This is a genomic window from Gordonia amicalis NBRC 100051 = JCM 11271 (genome assembly GCF_000332995.1).
GTDB classification, from domain to species: Bacteria; Actinomycetota; Actinomycetes; order Mycobacteriales; family Mycobacteriaceae; genus Gordonia; species Gordonia amicalis.
Genome location: NZ_BANS01000039.1, coordinates 28,783 through 44,219, shown reverse-complemented (window position 1 = coordinate 44,219; position 15,437 = coordinate 28,783). Strand labels below are relative to the sequence as shown.

Annotated in this window: 15 protein-coding genes; 11 read left to right on the top strand and 4 right to left on the bottom strand. The window is 67.8% G+C overall.

Features of this window, described 5'->3' with window-relative positions:
* The first annotated feature begins 2 nt into the window (after positions 1 to 2).
* Complete coding sequence (locus GOAMI_RS17785; RefSeq protein ID WP_006437965.1) at positions 3 to 779, top strand: crotonase/enoyl-CoA hydratase family protein; 777 nt, start codon at positions 3 to 5, stop codon at positions 777 to 779.
* A 54-nt stretch (positions 780 to 833) separates the two neighbouring features.
* Here GOAMI_RS17785 and GOAMI_RS17780 read toward each other — a convergent pair whose 3' ends face one another.
* Positions 834 to 1,757 carry a manganese-dependent inorganic pyrophosphatase gene (locus GOAMI_RS17780; protein WP_006437964.1) on the bottom strand — a complete coding sequence of 308 codons (924 nt, stop codon included), beginning with the start codon at positions 1,755 to 1,757 and terminating at the stop codon, positions 834 to 836.
* A 100-nt stretch (positions 1,758 to 1,857) separates the two neighbouring features.
* Here GOAMI_RS17780 and GOAMI_RS17775 point away from each other — a divergent pair, with 100 nt between their 5' ends.
* Together GOAMI_RS17775 and GOAMI_RS17770 are read left to right on the top strand one after the other, a co-directional pair.
* A complete protein-coding gene (locus GOAMI_RS17775; protein WP_006437963.1) occupies positions 1,858 to 2,298 on the top strand; it encodes a MarR family winged helix-turn-helix transcriptional regulator in 441 nt (146 codons plus the stop codon).
* On the top strand, positions 2,295 to 3,770 hold the full coding sequence (locus GOAMI_RS17770; protein WP_006437962.1) for an MFS transporter: 1,476 nt from the start codon (positions 2,295 to 2,297) through the stop codon (positions 3,768 to 3,770). The genes GOAMI_RS17775 and GOAMI_RS17770 overlap by 4 nt, the downstream gene beginning before the upstream one ends.
* 1 nt (position 3,771) lies before the next feature.
* Here the strand turns inward: GOAMI_RS17770 and GOAMI_RS17765 are convergent, their stop codons facing one another.
* On the bottom strand, positions 3,772 to 4,572 hold the full coding sequence (locus tag GOAMI_RS17765) for an alpha/beta fold hydrolase (RefSeq protein ID WP_006437961.1): 801 nt from the start codon (positions 4,570 to 4,572) through the stop codon (positions 3,772 to 3,774).
* Between the two features lie 141 nt (positions 4,573 to 4,713).
* On the opposite strand from GOAMI_RS17765, the gene GOAMI_RS17760 reads away from it, so the two are divergent.
* The 5 genes from GOAMI_RS17760 to hisG all read left to right on the top strand — a co-directional run bounded on the left by GOAMI_RS17760 (position 4,714) and on the right by hisG (position 7,928).
* Entirely contained in the window at positions 4,714 to 5,181 is a 468-nt protein-coding gene (locus tag GOAMI_RS17760) for a CinA family protein (protein WP_006437960.1), read from the top strand.
* 4 nt (positions 5,182 to 5,185) lie between these two features.
* Positions 5,186 to 5,980 carry a helix-turn-helix transcriptional regulator gene (locus tag GOAMI_RS17755; RefSeq protein WP_006437959.1) on the top strand — a complete coding sequence of 265 codons (795 nt, stop codon included), beginning with the start codon at positions 5,186 to 5,188 and terminating at the stop codon, positions 5,978 to 5,980.
* Positions 5,977 to 6,705 carry an HAD family hydrolase gene (locus GOAMI_RS17750; RefSeq protein ID WP_006437958.1) on the top strand — a complete coding sequence of 243 codons (729 nt, stop codon included), beginning with the start codon at positions 5,977 to 5,979 and terminating at the stop codon, positions 6,703 to 6,705. Before GOAMI_RS17755 ends, GOAMI_RS17750 begins: the two co-directional genes overlap by 4 nt.
* 42 nt (positions 6,706 to 6,747) lie before the next feature.
* On the top strand, positions 6,748 to 7,011 hold the full coding sequence (locus tag GOAMI_RS17745) for a phosphoribosyl-ATP diphosphatase (RefSeq protein WP_006437957.1): 264 nt from the start codon (positions 6,748 to 6,750) through the stop codon (positions 7,009 to 7,011).
* 71 nt (positions 7,012 to 7,082) lie between these two features.
* Positions 7,083 to 7,928, top strand: a complete 846-nt coding sequence (hisG, locus tag GOAMI_RS17740; protein WP_006437956.1) for an ATP phosphoribosyltransferase — start codon at positions 7,083 to 7,085, stop codon at positions 7,926 to 7,928.
* Positions 7,929 to 7,933: 5 nt separating this feature from the next.
* On the opposite strand, the gene GOAMI_RS17735 is transcribed toward hisG, so the two are convergent.
* Entirely contained in the window at positions 7,934 to 8,794 is an 861-nt protein-coding gene (locus GOAMI_RS17735) for a thioesterase family protein (protein ID WP_006437955.1), read from the bottom strand.
* 48 nt (positions 8,795 to 8,842) lie between these two features.
* Positions 8,843 to 9,724 carry a RecB family exonuclease gene (locus GOAMI_RS17730; RefSeq protein WP_006437954.1) on the bottom strand — a complete coding sequence of 294 codons (882 nt, stop codon included), beginning with the start codon at positions 9,722 to 9,724 and terminating at the stop codon, positions 8,843 to 8,845.
* A gap of 163 nt (positions 9,725 to 9,887) precedes the next feature.
* On the opposite strand from GOAMI_RS17730, the gene GOAMI_RS17725 reads away from it, so the two are divergent.
* The 3 genes from GOAMI_RS17725 to GOAMI_RS17715 all read left to right on the top strand — a co-directional run bounded on the left by GOAMI_RS17725 (position 9,888) and on the right by GOAMI_RS17715 (position 15,320).
* Positions 9,888 to 10,718, top strand: a complete 831-nt coding sequence (locus GOAMI_RS17725; RefSeq protein ID WP_006437953.1) for a tRNA (adenine-N1)-methyltransferase — start codon at positions 9,888 to 9,890, stop codon at positions 10,716 to 10,718.
* Positions 10,719 to 10,901: 183 nt separating this feature from the next.
* Entirely contained in the window at positions 10,902 to 12,689 is a 1,788-nt protein-coding gene (arc, locus tag GOAMI_RS17720; protein ID WP_006437952.1) for a proteasome ATPase, read from the top strand.
* Positions 12,690 to 12,803: 114 nt separating this feature from the next.
* Complete coding sequence (locus GOAMI_RS17715; protein ID WP_006437951.1) at positions 12,804 to 15,320, top strand: FHA domain-containing protein; 2,517 nt, start codon at positions 12,804 to 12,806, stop codon at positions 15,318 to 15,320.
* Positions 15,321 to 15,437 lie beyond the last annotated feature (117 nt).

Here is a 15,437-nt window from a genome sequence, read left to right as displayed (position 1 = left end):
TCATGGGCGAGTCGGGAGTGATCGAACGGTCGCAGGGGCCGGTCCGGATCATCGGGATCGATCGCCCCGACCGCCGTAACGCCGTCGACCGCTCGACCGCCGACGCCCTGGCCGACGCATTCCGGCGGTTCGACGCCGACGACGCGGTGTCGGTGGCCGTACTCCACGGCGAAGGCGGGACCTTTTGTGCGGGCGCCGATCTCAAGGCCATCGCCGACGGCACGCCCAACCGGGTGGAGTTCGACGGTGATGGTCCGATGGGGCCGACCCGGTTGCGGTTGTCCAAGCCGGTGATCGCGGCGATCTCCGGTCATGCCGTCGCCGGTGGTCTCGAACTCGCACTCTGGGCCGACCTGCGCGTCGTCGAGGAGGATGCCGTGTTCGGCGTCTTCTGCCGTCGCTGGGGCGTCCCGCTGATCGACGGTGGGACGGTGCGGCTTCCGCGGTTGATCGGGGAGAGTCGGGCGATGGACCTTGTCCTCACCGGGCGCCCGGTGGCCGCCGACGAGGCCCTGCAGATGGGACTGGCGAATCGGGTGGTCCCGTCGGGTACCGCTCTCGACGCCGCCGTCGAACTCGCGACCGAGATCGCCGGGTTCCCGCAGACGTGCCTGCGTCACGACCGGATGTCCGTGCTCGAGCAGAACGGCCTGGACAACGACGCCGCGTTGATGAACGAACTGCAACACGGCATGGTGTCCCTGGCCGCCGACACCGTCGCCGGCGCAACCAGATTCGCCGGTGGCGCCGGCCGTCACGGTGAGGGTGTCGGGAACTGATCTCAGATCTGTATGACGTTGTGCCCGGATTCCGGGCACAAGATCATACGGTCGTCAACCCGCCAGCTCCTCCGTCAACTGCGGCACGATCTGCTTCTTCCGTGACACGATGCCCTTGCCGAAGGCGTGTCCGTCGGCGACGGTGATTCCGAGGGCGCGCTCGACGGACTCCAACGGCTCGCCGACCACCAGAAGGTCTGAGTCGCAGGCGATCACGTCGGTGATGAGCAACAGGAAGAGGTCGTAGCCGGCAGTCTTCTTCTCGGCAGTCATGGCCTCGAAGAACTCGTCTCGGCGGGCGAGGACGGCGTCGGAGTCCACGGTCGTCAGCTGCGCGACGCGAACACTACTGGATCCCATCGAGAAGGTCTTCGCGTCGAGACCGATGATCGTCGACGCCGGTTTGTCGCCCACATCTGTTCCCGCACGGAGCAATTGGTTTCCGTATTCGTCGAGATCGACGCCGGCGATGGTGGCGAGTTCCTCGGCGGCGATGCGGTCGGCATCGGTGGTGGTGGGGGAGTTGAGCAGCAGGGTGTCGGAGATGATCGCCGACAACATGATCCCGGCGGTGTCGGCGGGGATCTCGACCTCGCTCTCGGCGTACATGCGCGTCAGGATCGAACACGTGCAGCCCACCGGTTCCACCCGCATGTACAGCGGCGCGGCGGTCTCGAAGTCGGCGATGCGGTGATGGTCGATCACTTTCCGGACCGTCACGTCGGCGATGTCGGCGACACTCTGCTGGCGTTCGTTGTGGTCGACGAGCATCACGTCGTGGGGGCTCGCGTGGTCGATGACGCGCGGCGCGTCCAGGCCGAAGTGGTCGAGGGCGAAGGCCGTCTCCGGACCGGGTGCGCCGAGGGCGACGGCTTCCGCATCGACGCCAAGAGCCTGCTCGAGGCGCGCCAGGCCGATCGCGGAGCCGATCGCGTCCGTGTCGGGATTGCGGTGTCCGAACACGAGGATCTTCGACATGGCGACTCAGCTTTCGCTCGACGATGCTGCGTCCCAGAGTACGGCGGAGACCTGTAGCTCACTGATTGCCCGAAGATAGTTGTAAAACTACAATCGTTTTATGTCTACGACCGAAGCGGGCACGCAGACCGCGACCGAGATCTGGTTCACGATGAACAGCCTCGTGCGTGACCAGGCCAAACAGTCGCGCACCCGGATCAGCGAGGTCATCGACATCCCGTTCAGCCGGTTCCGGGCACTCCGCCGCGTCGCGGTGTGGCCGATGACGCAGCGGGACCTCGCCGAACGGATGGGCGTCGACGCGTCGGCGATGAGCGGGATCGTCAACGACCTCGTCGGCCGGGGACTCGTGACCCGGGAGGCCGACGCCGACGACGGCCGGTGCAAGCGCGTCACGATCACCGACGCCGGACGGCGAGTGGTGGACGAGGTGACCGAGAACCCGGCCACTGCCCCCGACATGTTCACCGCGCTCGACGACGAGCAGCTCCGGCGACTGGGGGAACTGCTCGACCTCCTCCGTGAGGCGGCCGAGTCGTGAACGCCGCACGGGCCGCCCTGCGCGCCCGCTCGGCCGACGGCGCCCTCACGCGGCGGGACCGACTCGTCATCCTCGCCACCTGCTGCTTGAGCCTGTTCATCGTCGGATTGGACGTCTCGGGGGTGAACGTCGCACTGCCGTCGATCAGCTCGGACCTCGGTGCCACACCGTCGCAGTTGCAGTGGGTCCTCGACGCGTATGCACTGGTGATCGCCAGCCTGCTGATCTTCGGCGGATCGCTCGGAGATCGCCTGGGTCGCAAGCGGATCTTCCAGGTGGGATTGGTGACCTTCGGTGTCGCCTCCGTGCTGTGCTCGCTTGCGCCCACTCCCGAGGCCCTCATCGGGGCGCGCATGCTGCAGGCCGTCGGCGGGGCGATGCTCAACCCGGTTGCGCTGTCTATCGTCACCAATGTCTTCATCGACCCACGCGAACGCGCTCAGGCAATCGGATTGTGGGGCACCGCATTCGGATTGAGCTTGGCGTTCGGTCCGGTCGTCGGCGGGGCGCTCGTCTCCGGGATCGGCTGGGAGGCGATCTTCTGGCTCAACGTTCCGGTCTGCCTGCTCGCCCTTGCGCTGACGATGCGTTTCGTCCCGGAGTCGAAGGCCGAGCGCTCTCGTCGCGCCGACCCGGTCGGTCAGGTCCTGATCCTGGCCTTCCTGGCGACCCTCACGTTCGCGATCATCGAGGGGCGTCCCCAGGGCTGGACATCACCGGGCGTCCTCGCATGTTTCGTCATCTCCGCCGGTGCGCTCGTCGCGATGATCGCGTTCGAGAGTCGCCGCGCGGAGCCACTTCTGGACCCACGGTTCTTCCGGAGCGTGCCCTTCTCGAGTGCGGTGGGATGCGCGGTCATCGCCTTCGCCGCCACCGGTGGCTTCCTGTTCCTCAACACCCTGTATCTGCAAGAGGTTCGCGGGATGTCGCCGCTCGGCGCGGGACTGATGACCTTGCCGATGGCGGCCGCCTCGGTGGTCTGCGCGCCGATCGCCGGTCGGCTCGTGGGCGATCGGGGAGCCCGGCCGCCGATGGTGATCGGGGGAGCGGCGATGGTGGCGGGCGCCCTGATGCTCACCGGCCTCGGCAACGACACCGCCCTCGTCTACGTCGGCGCGGCATACCTGGTCTTCGGACTGGGATTCGGGTTCCTCAACGCGCCGATCACCAACGGGGCGGTGTCAGGGATGCCCCGCACCCAGGCGGGACTGGCGTCGGCGATGGCGTCCACCGGTCGTCAGGTGGGCACCGCGCTCGGTGTGGCGGTGTTCGGTGCGGTGGCGTTCGCGGGGATCGACGGGACGGTTGCCGACGGGCTCGCCGTCGCCGCCCGTCCGGTCTGGCTGATCATGGCGGTGTGCGGCGCCGCCGTCCTCGTTCTCGCCTTCGTGTCGACCGGTGCCTGGGCCCGCGGCACGGCTGCGCGCACGCGGGAACGGATCGAGTCCACGTCGGGGACCTGGGTGCCCTGAGTCACCCCGGCCGGTGCTGGGTTCCGGATTCGATGGCTGCCGGCCCAACGGTGGCCTGTGAGTCCCACCACTCGGCGATCCGCTGCGCGACGGTGTCGGGGGTGCGGACCCAGCCGACGTGCGTCGTGTTCCCGCCCGCCGGGCAGTGCCCGTCGTCGTAGCGCCAGTGGGAGATCGCCTCCGGTGCGAACGCGGCATCGAACGCCGATGCCGCGCCGTCGGTGACGATCTCGTCGCCGTCGAGCCTGATCGCCAGGGTCGGTATCTGGATCGACCGGTCGACGGCGAACGGCGCCCGGCCGATGAGGACCATACGTGCCCACTGCCGCATCAACGTTCGGGCGGCCGGACCGCCGAAACCCGGTCGCGGCCAATGGCCGACGATCGCCGACACCGGCGTGACGGCTCCCGCGATCGCGCCCAGGGCCACCCCGCGGATGCCGTAGTGGCGGACCGCAGGCACCGACGCCCCGACCGCGACGATTCCGTCGGGCGTGTGATCCGAGGACTGGGCCACCATCGCCGCCAGCTGAGCGCCGAGACTGTGACCGATCACGACCACCCGCGTGCCCGGGACGTCGGCGCGCGCGTCGGCGAGGTCGGCGGCTTCGTCCTCGTAGGACCAGTCCGTGGTGCGGGAGGGCGGTGCCGAACCTTCTTCGACGCCGCGACGCGCGACGACGCGGACATCGAGGCCGTATCCGGCGAGCGCCTCCGCCAGTCGTCGGTAGACGCGGGACGGTACGGCCATCGCCGGGGAGATGAGGACGGTGGTGGGCGCAGCGGTGCCGGTCTGGGTCATGACCCAAGACTGACGTCGGGTCGTCGCTGACACCACTACCTACCAGGTAGTGGTTTGACCAGGTCGTGGTTTGACACGGGCCCGATCCGGATATCGTCCGGGGTGCTGTGATCTGACCACCGACCGAGAGGCGAGTGACTGATGTCCGACGTGACCGATTTCTCCGAGACCTGCGCGCGTCTGGCCGAGGCGATCGTGGAGCAGGGTGTACACGTCGCCGTCGCCGAGTCGCTGACCGGCGGCAACCTTGCCAGTGAGCTGAGCAAGGCGCCGCAGGCCGGGGACTGGTTCCGGGGCGGCGTCATCGCCTACCACTCGGACGTCAAGTACGGTCTGCTCGAGGTGCCCGAGGGTCCGGTTGTCAGCGAGACGGCGGCGCGGGCGATGGTCGCGACCACCGCGCGGCTCTTCGACGCCGAGATCGTCGTCGCGGTGACCGGTGAAGCGGGTCCGGAACCCGACGAGGCCGCGCCCGGAACCGTCTGGTTCGGCCTCGATCATCGTGGCCGGGTCTCGGCGATCCGCAAGGAGTTCGACGGCGGGCCCGAAGACGTTCTCGCCCAGACCATCGCGTACTCGCTCGAACTGATCGAGAGCTGTCTACGATGACCCCATGACCGTCGAGGTGGGAACCCTGCTGCAGCAGTGGCGGTCTCGTCGGTCCATCAGTCAGCTCGACCTCGCCTACGAGGTCGGGGTCTCACCCAAGCACCTCAGTTTCGTGGAGACGGGTAAGTCGCGCCCGAGTCCGACGCTGCTCCATGCGCTGTCTGAACGTCTCGACATCCCTCTGCGAGAACGCAATTCGCTTCTACTCGCGGCGGGACACGCTCCTCGCTACAGTGAGGAGCCTCTCGATTCGGAGACCATGACCCGCGTGCGTGCCGAGGTCAGACGGTTGCTCGACGCCCACAACCCCAACATGGGGATGGCCTTGGACCGTGCCTGGAACGTGGTGCTGGCCAACGACACCGCGATGCTGCTCCTGGAGATGCTTCCGGCGGAGCTCCAGACCGGGCCGGTCAACCTGTTCCGGGTGTCGCTCCATCCCGACGGGTTCGCGCAGATGACGCGCAACTTCGACGAGTGGGCGGCCTACCTGCTCGACCTGCTCCGTCGGATGGTGCGGATCACCGGTGACGAACGACTCGCCGAACTCGAGCGTGAGGTGTCGTCGTATCCGACGGTCGCCGGCCTGAGCGGGGACGCCGTATCCCACAGATCGGGGGAGGCGGGCTCGTTGCTCGTCCCGCTCGAGCTCGCGGTCGGCGACCAGATGCTGTCCTTCTTCAGTACGTTGACCACGTTCGGGTCACCTCGGGACGTGACGCTCGAGGAGCTGACCATCGAGCTGTTCTATCCGGCCGATGAGCCGACCGAGAAGTGGGTTGCGATGATGCAGGGGTGACCGACACCGCTGACTCCGCACTCCGAGCCGACCCCGCCCTCCGACTCCCGGCCGCCGTCCTCTGGGATATGGACGGCACGTTGCTGGACTCCGAGCCGATCTGGGAGATCGCGATGACCGGCCTGGCGGCACGTCACGGCATGGCGATGACGCCGCAACTGCGGGAATCGACGCTGGGAAATTCGCTGCCCGACGCGTTGGCGAAGCTGCACGACGCCGCCGGGATCCCGCCCGAGGACCGCGACCCCGACGCCGACGGTCGGTGGACGCTCGATCGGGTGACCGAACTCTTCGACGAAGGACTTCCTTGGCGACCCGGCGCACTCGAGGCGCTCGATCTCGTCGCCGGCGCCGGTATCCCCATGGCGCTGGTGACCAACACGGTGCGCGAGGCGGCCGAGGTGGCGCTGGAGACGATCGGGCGGCATCGCTTCGCCACCACGGTCTGCGGCGACGAGGTGGCCGTCGGCAAACCCGCACCCGATCCGTACCTCCGCGCCGCGGAACTGCTGGGTTTCCCGACCGCGCAATGCCTGGCGGTCGAGGATTCTCCGACCGGTGCCGCGGCCGCCACCGCGGCCGGATGTCCCACGCTCGTCGTGCCCTCGGCCGCCGTCGTACCCACGGGCGCGCTGCGCACCTTCCGCACGTCGTTGGTCGATCTGGCACGGGACGACCTCGCGAGTGCCTGGGCGGGGCTCCGCGGCGCTGTCCGGATGGCCTGACCCCCGGGCAGGGACGTCCCGCTCACGTGCAAAAATGTCGGGGTGAAGACCTTCGAGGAGCTGTTCGCCGAACTCAGCGACAAGGCCGAGAACCGCCCCGAGGGGTCGGGCACGGTCGCCGCGCTCGACTCGGGTGTGCACACCCTGGGCAAGAAGATCATCGAGGAGGCGGGCGAGGTGTGGCTCGCCGCCGAACACGAGTCCGACGAATCGCTCGGCGAGGAGATCTCCCAGCTCGTCTACTGGCTGCAGGTGATGATGATCAAGCGGGGACTGAAACTGGAGGACGTGTACCGACATCTGTGACCGGTCGACCCGGCTTCACAGACCACCACCTCCTGCTCAGCTGAGCGCAACCCCACGAAAAGGACATCGAGATGCTGCGAGTGGCCGTACCCAACAAGGGTGCGCTCTCCGAATCCGCGTCGGCCATCCTCGCCGAGGCCGGCTACCGCAAACGAAGTGACTCCAAGGACCTGACGGTTCTCGACAACAACAACGACGTCGAGTTCTTCTTCCTGCGTCCCAAGGACATCGCCATCTACGTCGGGTCGGGGCGCCTGGACCTCGGTATCACCGGACGCGACCTCGCCCGCGACTCGGGGGCCCAGGTCCACGAGCAGCTCGCGATGGGCTTCGGCTCGTCGACCTTCCGCTACGCGGCACCCGCCGACCAGGAGTGGAATGTCACCGACCTCGCCGGCAAGCGCGTCGCGACCTCGTACCCCAACCTGGTGCGTGACGACCTCGCCGGCCGCGGCATCACCGCCGACATCATCCGGCTCGACGGCGCGGTCGAGATCTCCATCCAGCTCGGTGTGGCCGATGCCATCGCCGACGTCGTCGGTTCCGGACGGACCCTGCGCCAGCACGGGCTGGCCGCCTTCGGCGAGTCGCTGTGCGACTCCGAGGCCGTCCTGATCTCCCGTCGCGACGCGGAGCTCACCAAGGCCGAGAAGCAGTTCGTCGCCCGCGTCCAGGGCGTCGTCTTCGGTCAGCAGTACGTGATGATCGACTACGACTGCCCCAAGACGCTTCTCGATCAGGCATCGGCGATCACCCCGGGTCTCGAGTCCCCGACGGTGGCCCCGATGGCCGACCCCGACTGGGTCGCCGTGCGCGCGATGGTCCCGCGCAAGGATCACCAGAACCTGATGGACGAGCTCTCCGAGCTCGGCGCCAAGGCGATCCTCGCCACCGACATCCGTTCCTGCCGCTTCTAGGCGGGTCAGCCCACGGCGTTGAGCATCACTGTCTGCGCCGACCGGCCGATGTAGCCGGACGTGTCGTAGAGGTCGGCGAAGGTGCCGCCGAAGCCGTCCGGGCCGGCGACCATGTGCGCGTCGATGCCGACCCACGGTCCGCTCGGCACCCGGGTCAGGTGCACGGTCGTGTCCGTGTTCATCCAGGACCAGCGGTCCGGTCGGAGCTGGGTGCCCAGCCCGTTCGCGACGTCGATGACCGTGAAGATCGACTCCAGGTCGGAGGTCTTCTCACCCTCGACCAGCGGGATGGCCGGTCGCAGCCAGACCGCGGGTGTCGAGCCGTTCCGGCCCGTGGTTCGCGCCGACTCGACGGTGCCGATGAACCCGAGAGTGCCCCAGTCCACTGCCTCGCCGCTGTCGTCGGGGAATCCGATCTGGCTGGGCAGCTCGTCGGGGAGCGGAGACAGGGGAACGGGACCGTTGGCGATCTCACCGGTGTCCGCGGCGCGGATGCGCCAGCCGACGGAACGGGCTGCCGTCCGGAACGATCCGTCTGGCTGCTGTACGTCGAGTTCGGTCTCGACGAGGCTGATCTGCCGGCCGGGGCGGATCACCCGAGCGTGAATCCGGTTGACGCCCAATCCGATCGGGCCGAGGATCTCCGTGGTCACGCGGGTGAAGTGCTGAGCGGGATCCGGATCGCACCGCAGCAGCGAGCGCATCATCAGCGCCGACGGCGGGCCGCCGTGCTGCATCGTCGGCGACCAGACGCTGAGGGTGGCGTCTGTCGGCTTGAAGTATTCATGACGCGCCGACGGGTCGCCGGCCGGGCTGCTGTCGTCCGACGCCGGGGCGTCGACGGGTACGTAGTACGAACTCTCCACGCATCCAGCCTATGTCTGTCGACATAGTCGAGCATTCCGGGGTGTGGTTCAGGACACGAAACCGGGCGGCGGACCCGGGTAGGGCGGGATCTCGCCGCCGAACTCCGGACACCGCGCCTGATGTTCGCAGAACCTGCACAGGCGCGACTTCCGCGGCCGGAAGTCCCCGGAGACGACGGCGGTCCGGATGGCCTGCCAGATCGCCCGCAACGTCCGTTCGAAGCGGAGGAGCTCGTCGTGATCGGGGTGATAGATCAGCTGCTGGCCGTCGGACAGGTACATCAGTTGCAGACGGTTCGGCACGGCGCCCCGCGTCCGCAGGATCGCCAGTGCGTAGAACTTCATCTGGAACAGGGCCTTGGCCTCATAGGCCTCGCCCGGGGAGCGTCCGGTCTTGTAGTCGACGACGCGGATCTCACCGGTCGGTGCGACGTCGATGCGGTCGATGAACCCGCGCATCAGCATGTCGTCGGCCTCGATCTCGACGTGCTCCTCCACCGCGTCCGCGTCGAAGGCGGTCGGGTTCTCCATCGTGTAGTACGTCGCGATGAGCTTGTGCGCGCCGGCGATGAACGCCTCCTGGCCGCCCTCGCCGATCACCCGCGCGAGCTGTGGGTCTTCTTCGCACAGGGCCGCCCAGGCGCCCTCGACGAGCAGTTCCGCGGAATCCTGGGTCCGGAGTTCGGCCGGCATGTCGAAGAGGTTCTCGAGCGCGGCGTGCACGACGGTGCCCCGCGTCTGTGCGGCGGTGGGAGTCTCCGGGAAGCGGTCGATGGCACGGAAGCGATACAGCAGCGGGCACTGTTTGAAGTCCGCCGCCCGCGACGGAGACAACGCGAGCCGGCGTCCGACGATCCCGCGCGTGCTGTCCGACGGGGGCGGTTCCGGCGCGGGGGCTGCGCTGGTGGAGGTGTCGCCGGTGCCGGTCATCGTGCTCACATCTCGCAGGGTAGGCCGCAGCCCCGACACTCTGCCGATCCGACACCCGTCTGCGGTCGGGTATCGTCCTCACGGCCCACCGGACTCCCGACCACCACGGTTTCCGCGTAACCGCGGAGTGTCGGAGCCGTCCCGTTCACGAGAGGAAGCACCAGTGCCCACCACCGGACCGTTCGCCGTAGGCGACCGGGTTCAGCTGACCGATGCCAAGGGCCGAAAGTTCACGGTGCACCTCGAAGAGGGCAAGCTGTTCCACACCCACCGCGGCGCGATCGCGCACGACGACCTCATCGGCTCGCCCGAAGGCAGCGTCGTCTCGGCCACCAGCGGGACCCAGTACCTCGCACTGCGGCCGCTGCTCGTCGACTACGTGCTCTCCATGCCGCGCGGTGCGCAGGTCATCTACCCCAAGGACGCCGCCCAGATCGTCCTCGAAGGCGACATCTTCCCGGGCGCCCGCGTCCTGGAGGCCGGTGCCGGTTCGGGTGCGCTGACATGTTCGTTGCTGCGTGCCGTGGGTGCCGACGGCGAGGTCAACTCGTACGAGATCCGCGAGGACCACGCCGAGCATGCGATCCGCAACGTCGAGACCTTCTTCGGTGGCCGTCCGGACAACTGGAACATCGTCGTCGACGACCTCGCCAACGTCGATCAGGACGAGCGCTTCGACCGGGTGATCCTCGACATGCTCGCGCCGTGGGAACCTCTCGACGTCGTGCGCACGGTGTTGAAACCGGGCGGAGTCCTGACCATCTACGTGGCGACCGTCACGCAGCTCTCACGTGTGATCGAGGCGTTGCGGGAGCAGGAGTGCTGGACCGAACCGCGTGCCTGGGAAACCCTCCTGCGTGAATGGTCGGCCGTCGGTCTGGCCGTGCGCCCAGAGCACAAGATGCAAGGCCACACCGCGTTTCTGATCACCGCCCGCCGACTCGCCGACGGCACGACCACGTTGCGACCGCAGCGTCGTCCGACGAAGGGCTGAGTTCGGCACGTCCCGAGCGGAAGTGAAGATCGCGAACACGTTGCGAAGACGCACATTTAACACACCGTCAACACTGCCGATCGCGGGGTGAAGGGCGATTCTGCGTCCGTGCCGGTAGCGTAGGGATACGGCGCGAGCATTCCGATCGTGGGATCGGGTGATTGCCGGGGAGAGGAGTCAGCAATGACCGAATCTGACCGCCATGACGCCACCGGGGACCGTGCGGTCCCCGAGAGCGCGAGTGCACCCGACGAGGGCTTCACCCCTGCCTATACCCCGCCTCTCGCGAGGAGTGGGTCCGAACGCCCGTCGTTCGGACGCCAGGCAGACAACACGGACCTCCAGGAACGCGTCGACAGCCTGACGGCGCGCAACGCGAAGCTGCTCGACACGCTCAAAGAAGCGCGTCAGCAACTCGTCGCCCTGCGCGAGGAGGTCGACCGCCTGGGTCAGCCGCCGAGCGGCTACGGAGTCCTGCTCGACGTCTACCCGGACGCCACCGTCGACGTGTTCACCTCCGGTCGCAAGATGCGGCTCACCTGCTCGCCGAACATCGACACCGAAACCCTCACCAAGGGTCAGACGCTGCGTCTCAACGAGGCCCTGACCATCGTGGAGGCCTGCGAGTTCGACACGGTCGGCGAGATCAGCACCTTGCGCGAGGTTCTCGGGGACGGCAGGCGGGCACTGGTCGTCGGTCACGCCGACGAGGAGCGTGTCGTGTGGCTGGCCGAGCCGCTGCTGGGCGAGGTCGACGCCGAGGACGGCAAGCGTCGCAAGTTGCGTCCGGGCGACTCACTGCTCATCGACACCAAGGCCGGTTTCGCCTTCGAGCGGGTCCCCAAGGCAGAGGTCGAGGACCTGGTCCTCGAAGAGGTGCCCGACGTCGGTTACGAGGACATCGGCGGCCTCGGCCGGCAGATCGAGCAGATCCGCGACGCCGTGGAACTGCCGTTCCTGCACAAGGACCTGTTCCGCGACTACCAGCTGCGTCCGCCGAAGGGTGTCCTGCTCTACGGTCCGCCCGGTTGCGGTAAGACGCTCATCGCCAAGGCCGTCGCCAACTCACTGGCCAAGAAGATCGCGCTGGCCCGGGGAGACGACGCCAAGGAGGCGAAGTCCTACTTCCTGAACATCAAGGGCCCCGAGCTGCTCAACAAGTTCGTCGGTGAGACCGAACGTCACATCCGGCTGATCTTCCAGCGCGCCCGGGAGAAGGCATCCGAGGGCACCCCGGTCATCGTGTTCTTCGACGAGATGGACTCGATCTTCCGCACCCGCGGATCCGGTGTCTCCTCGGACGTGGAGACCACGGTCGTGCCGCAGCTCCTCAGCGAGATCGACGGTGTGGAAGGCCTCGAGAACGTCATCGTGATCGGCGCGTCGAACCGCGAGGACATGATCGACCCCGCGATCCTGCGTCCCGGCCGACTCGACGTGAAGATCAAGATCGAGCGTCCCGACGCCGAGTCGGCGATCGACATCTTCTCGAAGTACCTCACCGAGGCGTTGCCGATCCACGCCGACGACATCGGCGAGTTCGGCGGCGATCGCACGGCATGCATCAAGGCGATGATCGAGAAGGTCGTCGAGCGGATGTACGCCGAGAGCGAGGACAACCGGTTCCTGGAGGTCACCTACGCCAACGGCGACAAGGAGATCATGTACTTCAAGGACTTCAACTCGGGCGCGATGATCCAGAATGTCGTCGACCGGGCGAAGAAGTACGCGATCAAGTCGCAGCTCGACACCGGTGCCCCCGGTCTGCGTGTGCAGCACCTCTTCGATTCGATCCTCGACGAGTTCGCCGAGAACGAAGATCTGCCCAACACCACCAACCCGGACGACTGGGCCCGCATCTCGGGCAAGAAGGGCGAGCGCATCGTCTACATCCGGACCCTGGTCACCGGCAAGTCCTCCGGGGCGAGCCGCGCCATCGACACCGAGACGAACACCGGGCAGTACCTCTAACACGAGCCCTGTCCAGCAGACGGCCGACTCCCCAGGGGGTCGGCCGTCTGCTCGACAGAACGGCGTGAAAACCGTCGTCAAGCACTAAAGTTGGCGGCGATGAACAGTACATCGATGGCGCGCGGGCGGGTGATCGTCGACGGTGGGGCGCCGCATCCGTTGGGCGAGTCCCCACGTATCACCCTGGGCCGCGAACCCGACAACGACATCGTGATCAACCATCCGATGGTGTCGCGTCGGCATCTCGCCATCGAATGGCGCGGAGCTGCCTGGTACCTCGTCGACATCGGTAGCACCAACGGCTTTTTCGCCGGTGGCCGGCGTATGGCGGAGCTCATGGTCGCCGGACCGACGCAGGTCCGGCTCGGGGACGTGAGCACCGGTCCGGTCGTCGACCTGGTGATCGACCCGGCCGCGTACCCGCCGCCGCCCAGCGGCCCGATGCCGTCGCCCGGCCGGTCCGGCGCCTCCCCTCCGGGTCCGCTGTCGGCGGGCTTCGCGGCTCCCAGCCATCCGGGACCGAACATGCCGTCCTCGGGCCGCGTTCCGTCGCGACCGCCGAGCGGCCCGTCCCGACGGGGCGCGCCGGAGCCGATGCCCGCCGAGCTGCGCAACGCCCCGCATCTGCAGGCCTTGCAGCAGAACGTGTCCGCGGTCTACCGGCTGCCGGGCGCGCCCACTCCACCCGAGCGCGAATCGATCTCACTGCGCGGTGTACAGCGGATCGGTCGCACCCCGGACAACGACATCGTCGTCAGCGACGTCCTCGCCTCGCGTCACCACGCCCAGGTGTCCAGCCGCGGCGGGGTCCTGGTCATCGAGGACCTCGGCAGCGTCAACGGCACCTTCGTCAACGGCCGGCGAGTGAGCACCGCGCCGCTGTCCGACGGCGACGTGGTGACGATCGGCAACAGCGACTTCGTGGTGTCCGGCGGCACCCTCATGCGCGGCCAGGAGAGCGCCGCGGTCGCCGACGGTCTCCACGTGCACGGTGTCAGCCTCGTCGTCGACGGTGGCAAGCGACTCCTGGCCGACGTCGATTTCAGCGCCAGCCCCGGTACGCTCACCGCCGTGATCGGCCCGTCCGGCGCCGGCAAGTCGACCGTGTCGAAGATCGCCGCCGGCCTGAACTCGCCGACGAGTGGCCTCGTCACCTTCGAGAGCCGCAATGTCCACGCCGAATACGACGCGCTCCGTACCCGTATCGGCATGGTCCCGCAGAAAGACGTCCTCCACCACAAGCTCACCCTCCGGCAGGCGCTGCGCTACGCGGCCGAGCTGCGACTGCCACCCGACCTGTCGAAGGACGACCGAGACCGGGTCATCGACGGCGTCCTGCACGAACTCCAGCTGACCGAACACGTCGACACCCGGGTGGAGAAGCTGTCCGGCGGACAGCAGAAGCGTGCATCGGTGGCGATGGAGCTGCTCACGGGCCCGTCGTTGCTGATCCTCGACGAGCCGACCTCGGGCCTCGACCCGGCCCTCGACCGACAGGTGATGGCGACCCTGCGACGCCTCGCCGACGCCGGCCGCGTCGTCCTCGTGGTCACCCACTCGCTCACGTACCTCTCGATGTGCGACCAGGTGCTGCTGCTCGCCCCGGGCGGCAAGACGTCGTTCTGCGGTGCGCCCGCCCAGGTCGAGCAGGAGATGGGCACCTCCGACTGGGCGGAGATCTTCGCCTACGTCGCCGACCAGCCGGACGCCGCGCACACGCGCTACCTCGAACGGCATCGGCGCGCGCCGAATCCACCACCGCCGCAACGTCCTCCCGGACCGCCGATACCGGTGCCGCACACCAGCTTCACCAGACAGGCGTCGACCATCGCCCGACGCCAGGTGCGGCTGATCTTCGCCGACATCGGCTACCTGGTGTTCCTCGTGCTGCTCCCGGTGGTCCTCGGTCTGCTGACGCTGGTCATCCCGGGGTCGAGCGGGTTCGCCCGACTCGAGGTCATACCCAACGCGCCGCCGCCCAAGGACGGCGCCGAGGCCATTCAGATACTGGTCGTCCTCGTCGTCGGTGCGGCATTCATGGGTGCGGCCCTGACGGTGCGCGACCTCGTCGGTGAACGCGACATCTTCGAACGGGAGAGAGCGGTCGGATTGCGTCCCGGCGCATACCTGTTCGCGAAGATCGTCGTCTTCTTCATCGCCGCGATCCTGCAGACGATCATCATGGTCGGCATCACGTTCGCCGGTCGCGGGCTACCCGATCTCGGCGGCCCGATCCTGCCGGCGCCGCTGGCCCTGCTGGTCGCGATCGCCGTATTGGCTTGTGTGAGCACACTTGTCGGACTCGCGATCTCCTCGGCGGTCAAGTCCAACGAGCAGGTGATGCCGCCACTGGTCATCGTGGTGATGGTGCAGCTGGTCTTCTGTGGCGGTCTGTTCAAGTTGGACGGGGCCGGCCTGCAGCAGCTCTCGTGGATCTTCCCGTCGTTCTGGGGGTACGTCACCGCTGCCGGCAGCGTCGACCTCTACAACATCAACGTCGCCGCACCCCAGCGGATCACGCTGTGGGAGACGTCGATCGCCCACAGCGCGATCGCCTACGCCGTGCTCGCCTTCATCAGCATCCTGCTGCTGGCGTTCACCTACTCGCGGTTGCGGCTGAAGAAGCGCTGACGCACGATCCCTCTGCTGCCTGAGGTGCGAGGCGCGCAAGCGACGACCCCACTGCTGCCTGAGGTGCGAGGAGCGCAAGCCGCCGGGCTGAGTAGCGACGAAGGAGCGTATCGAAGT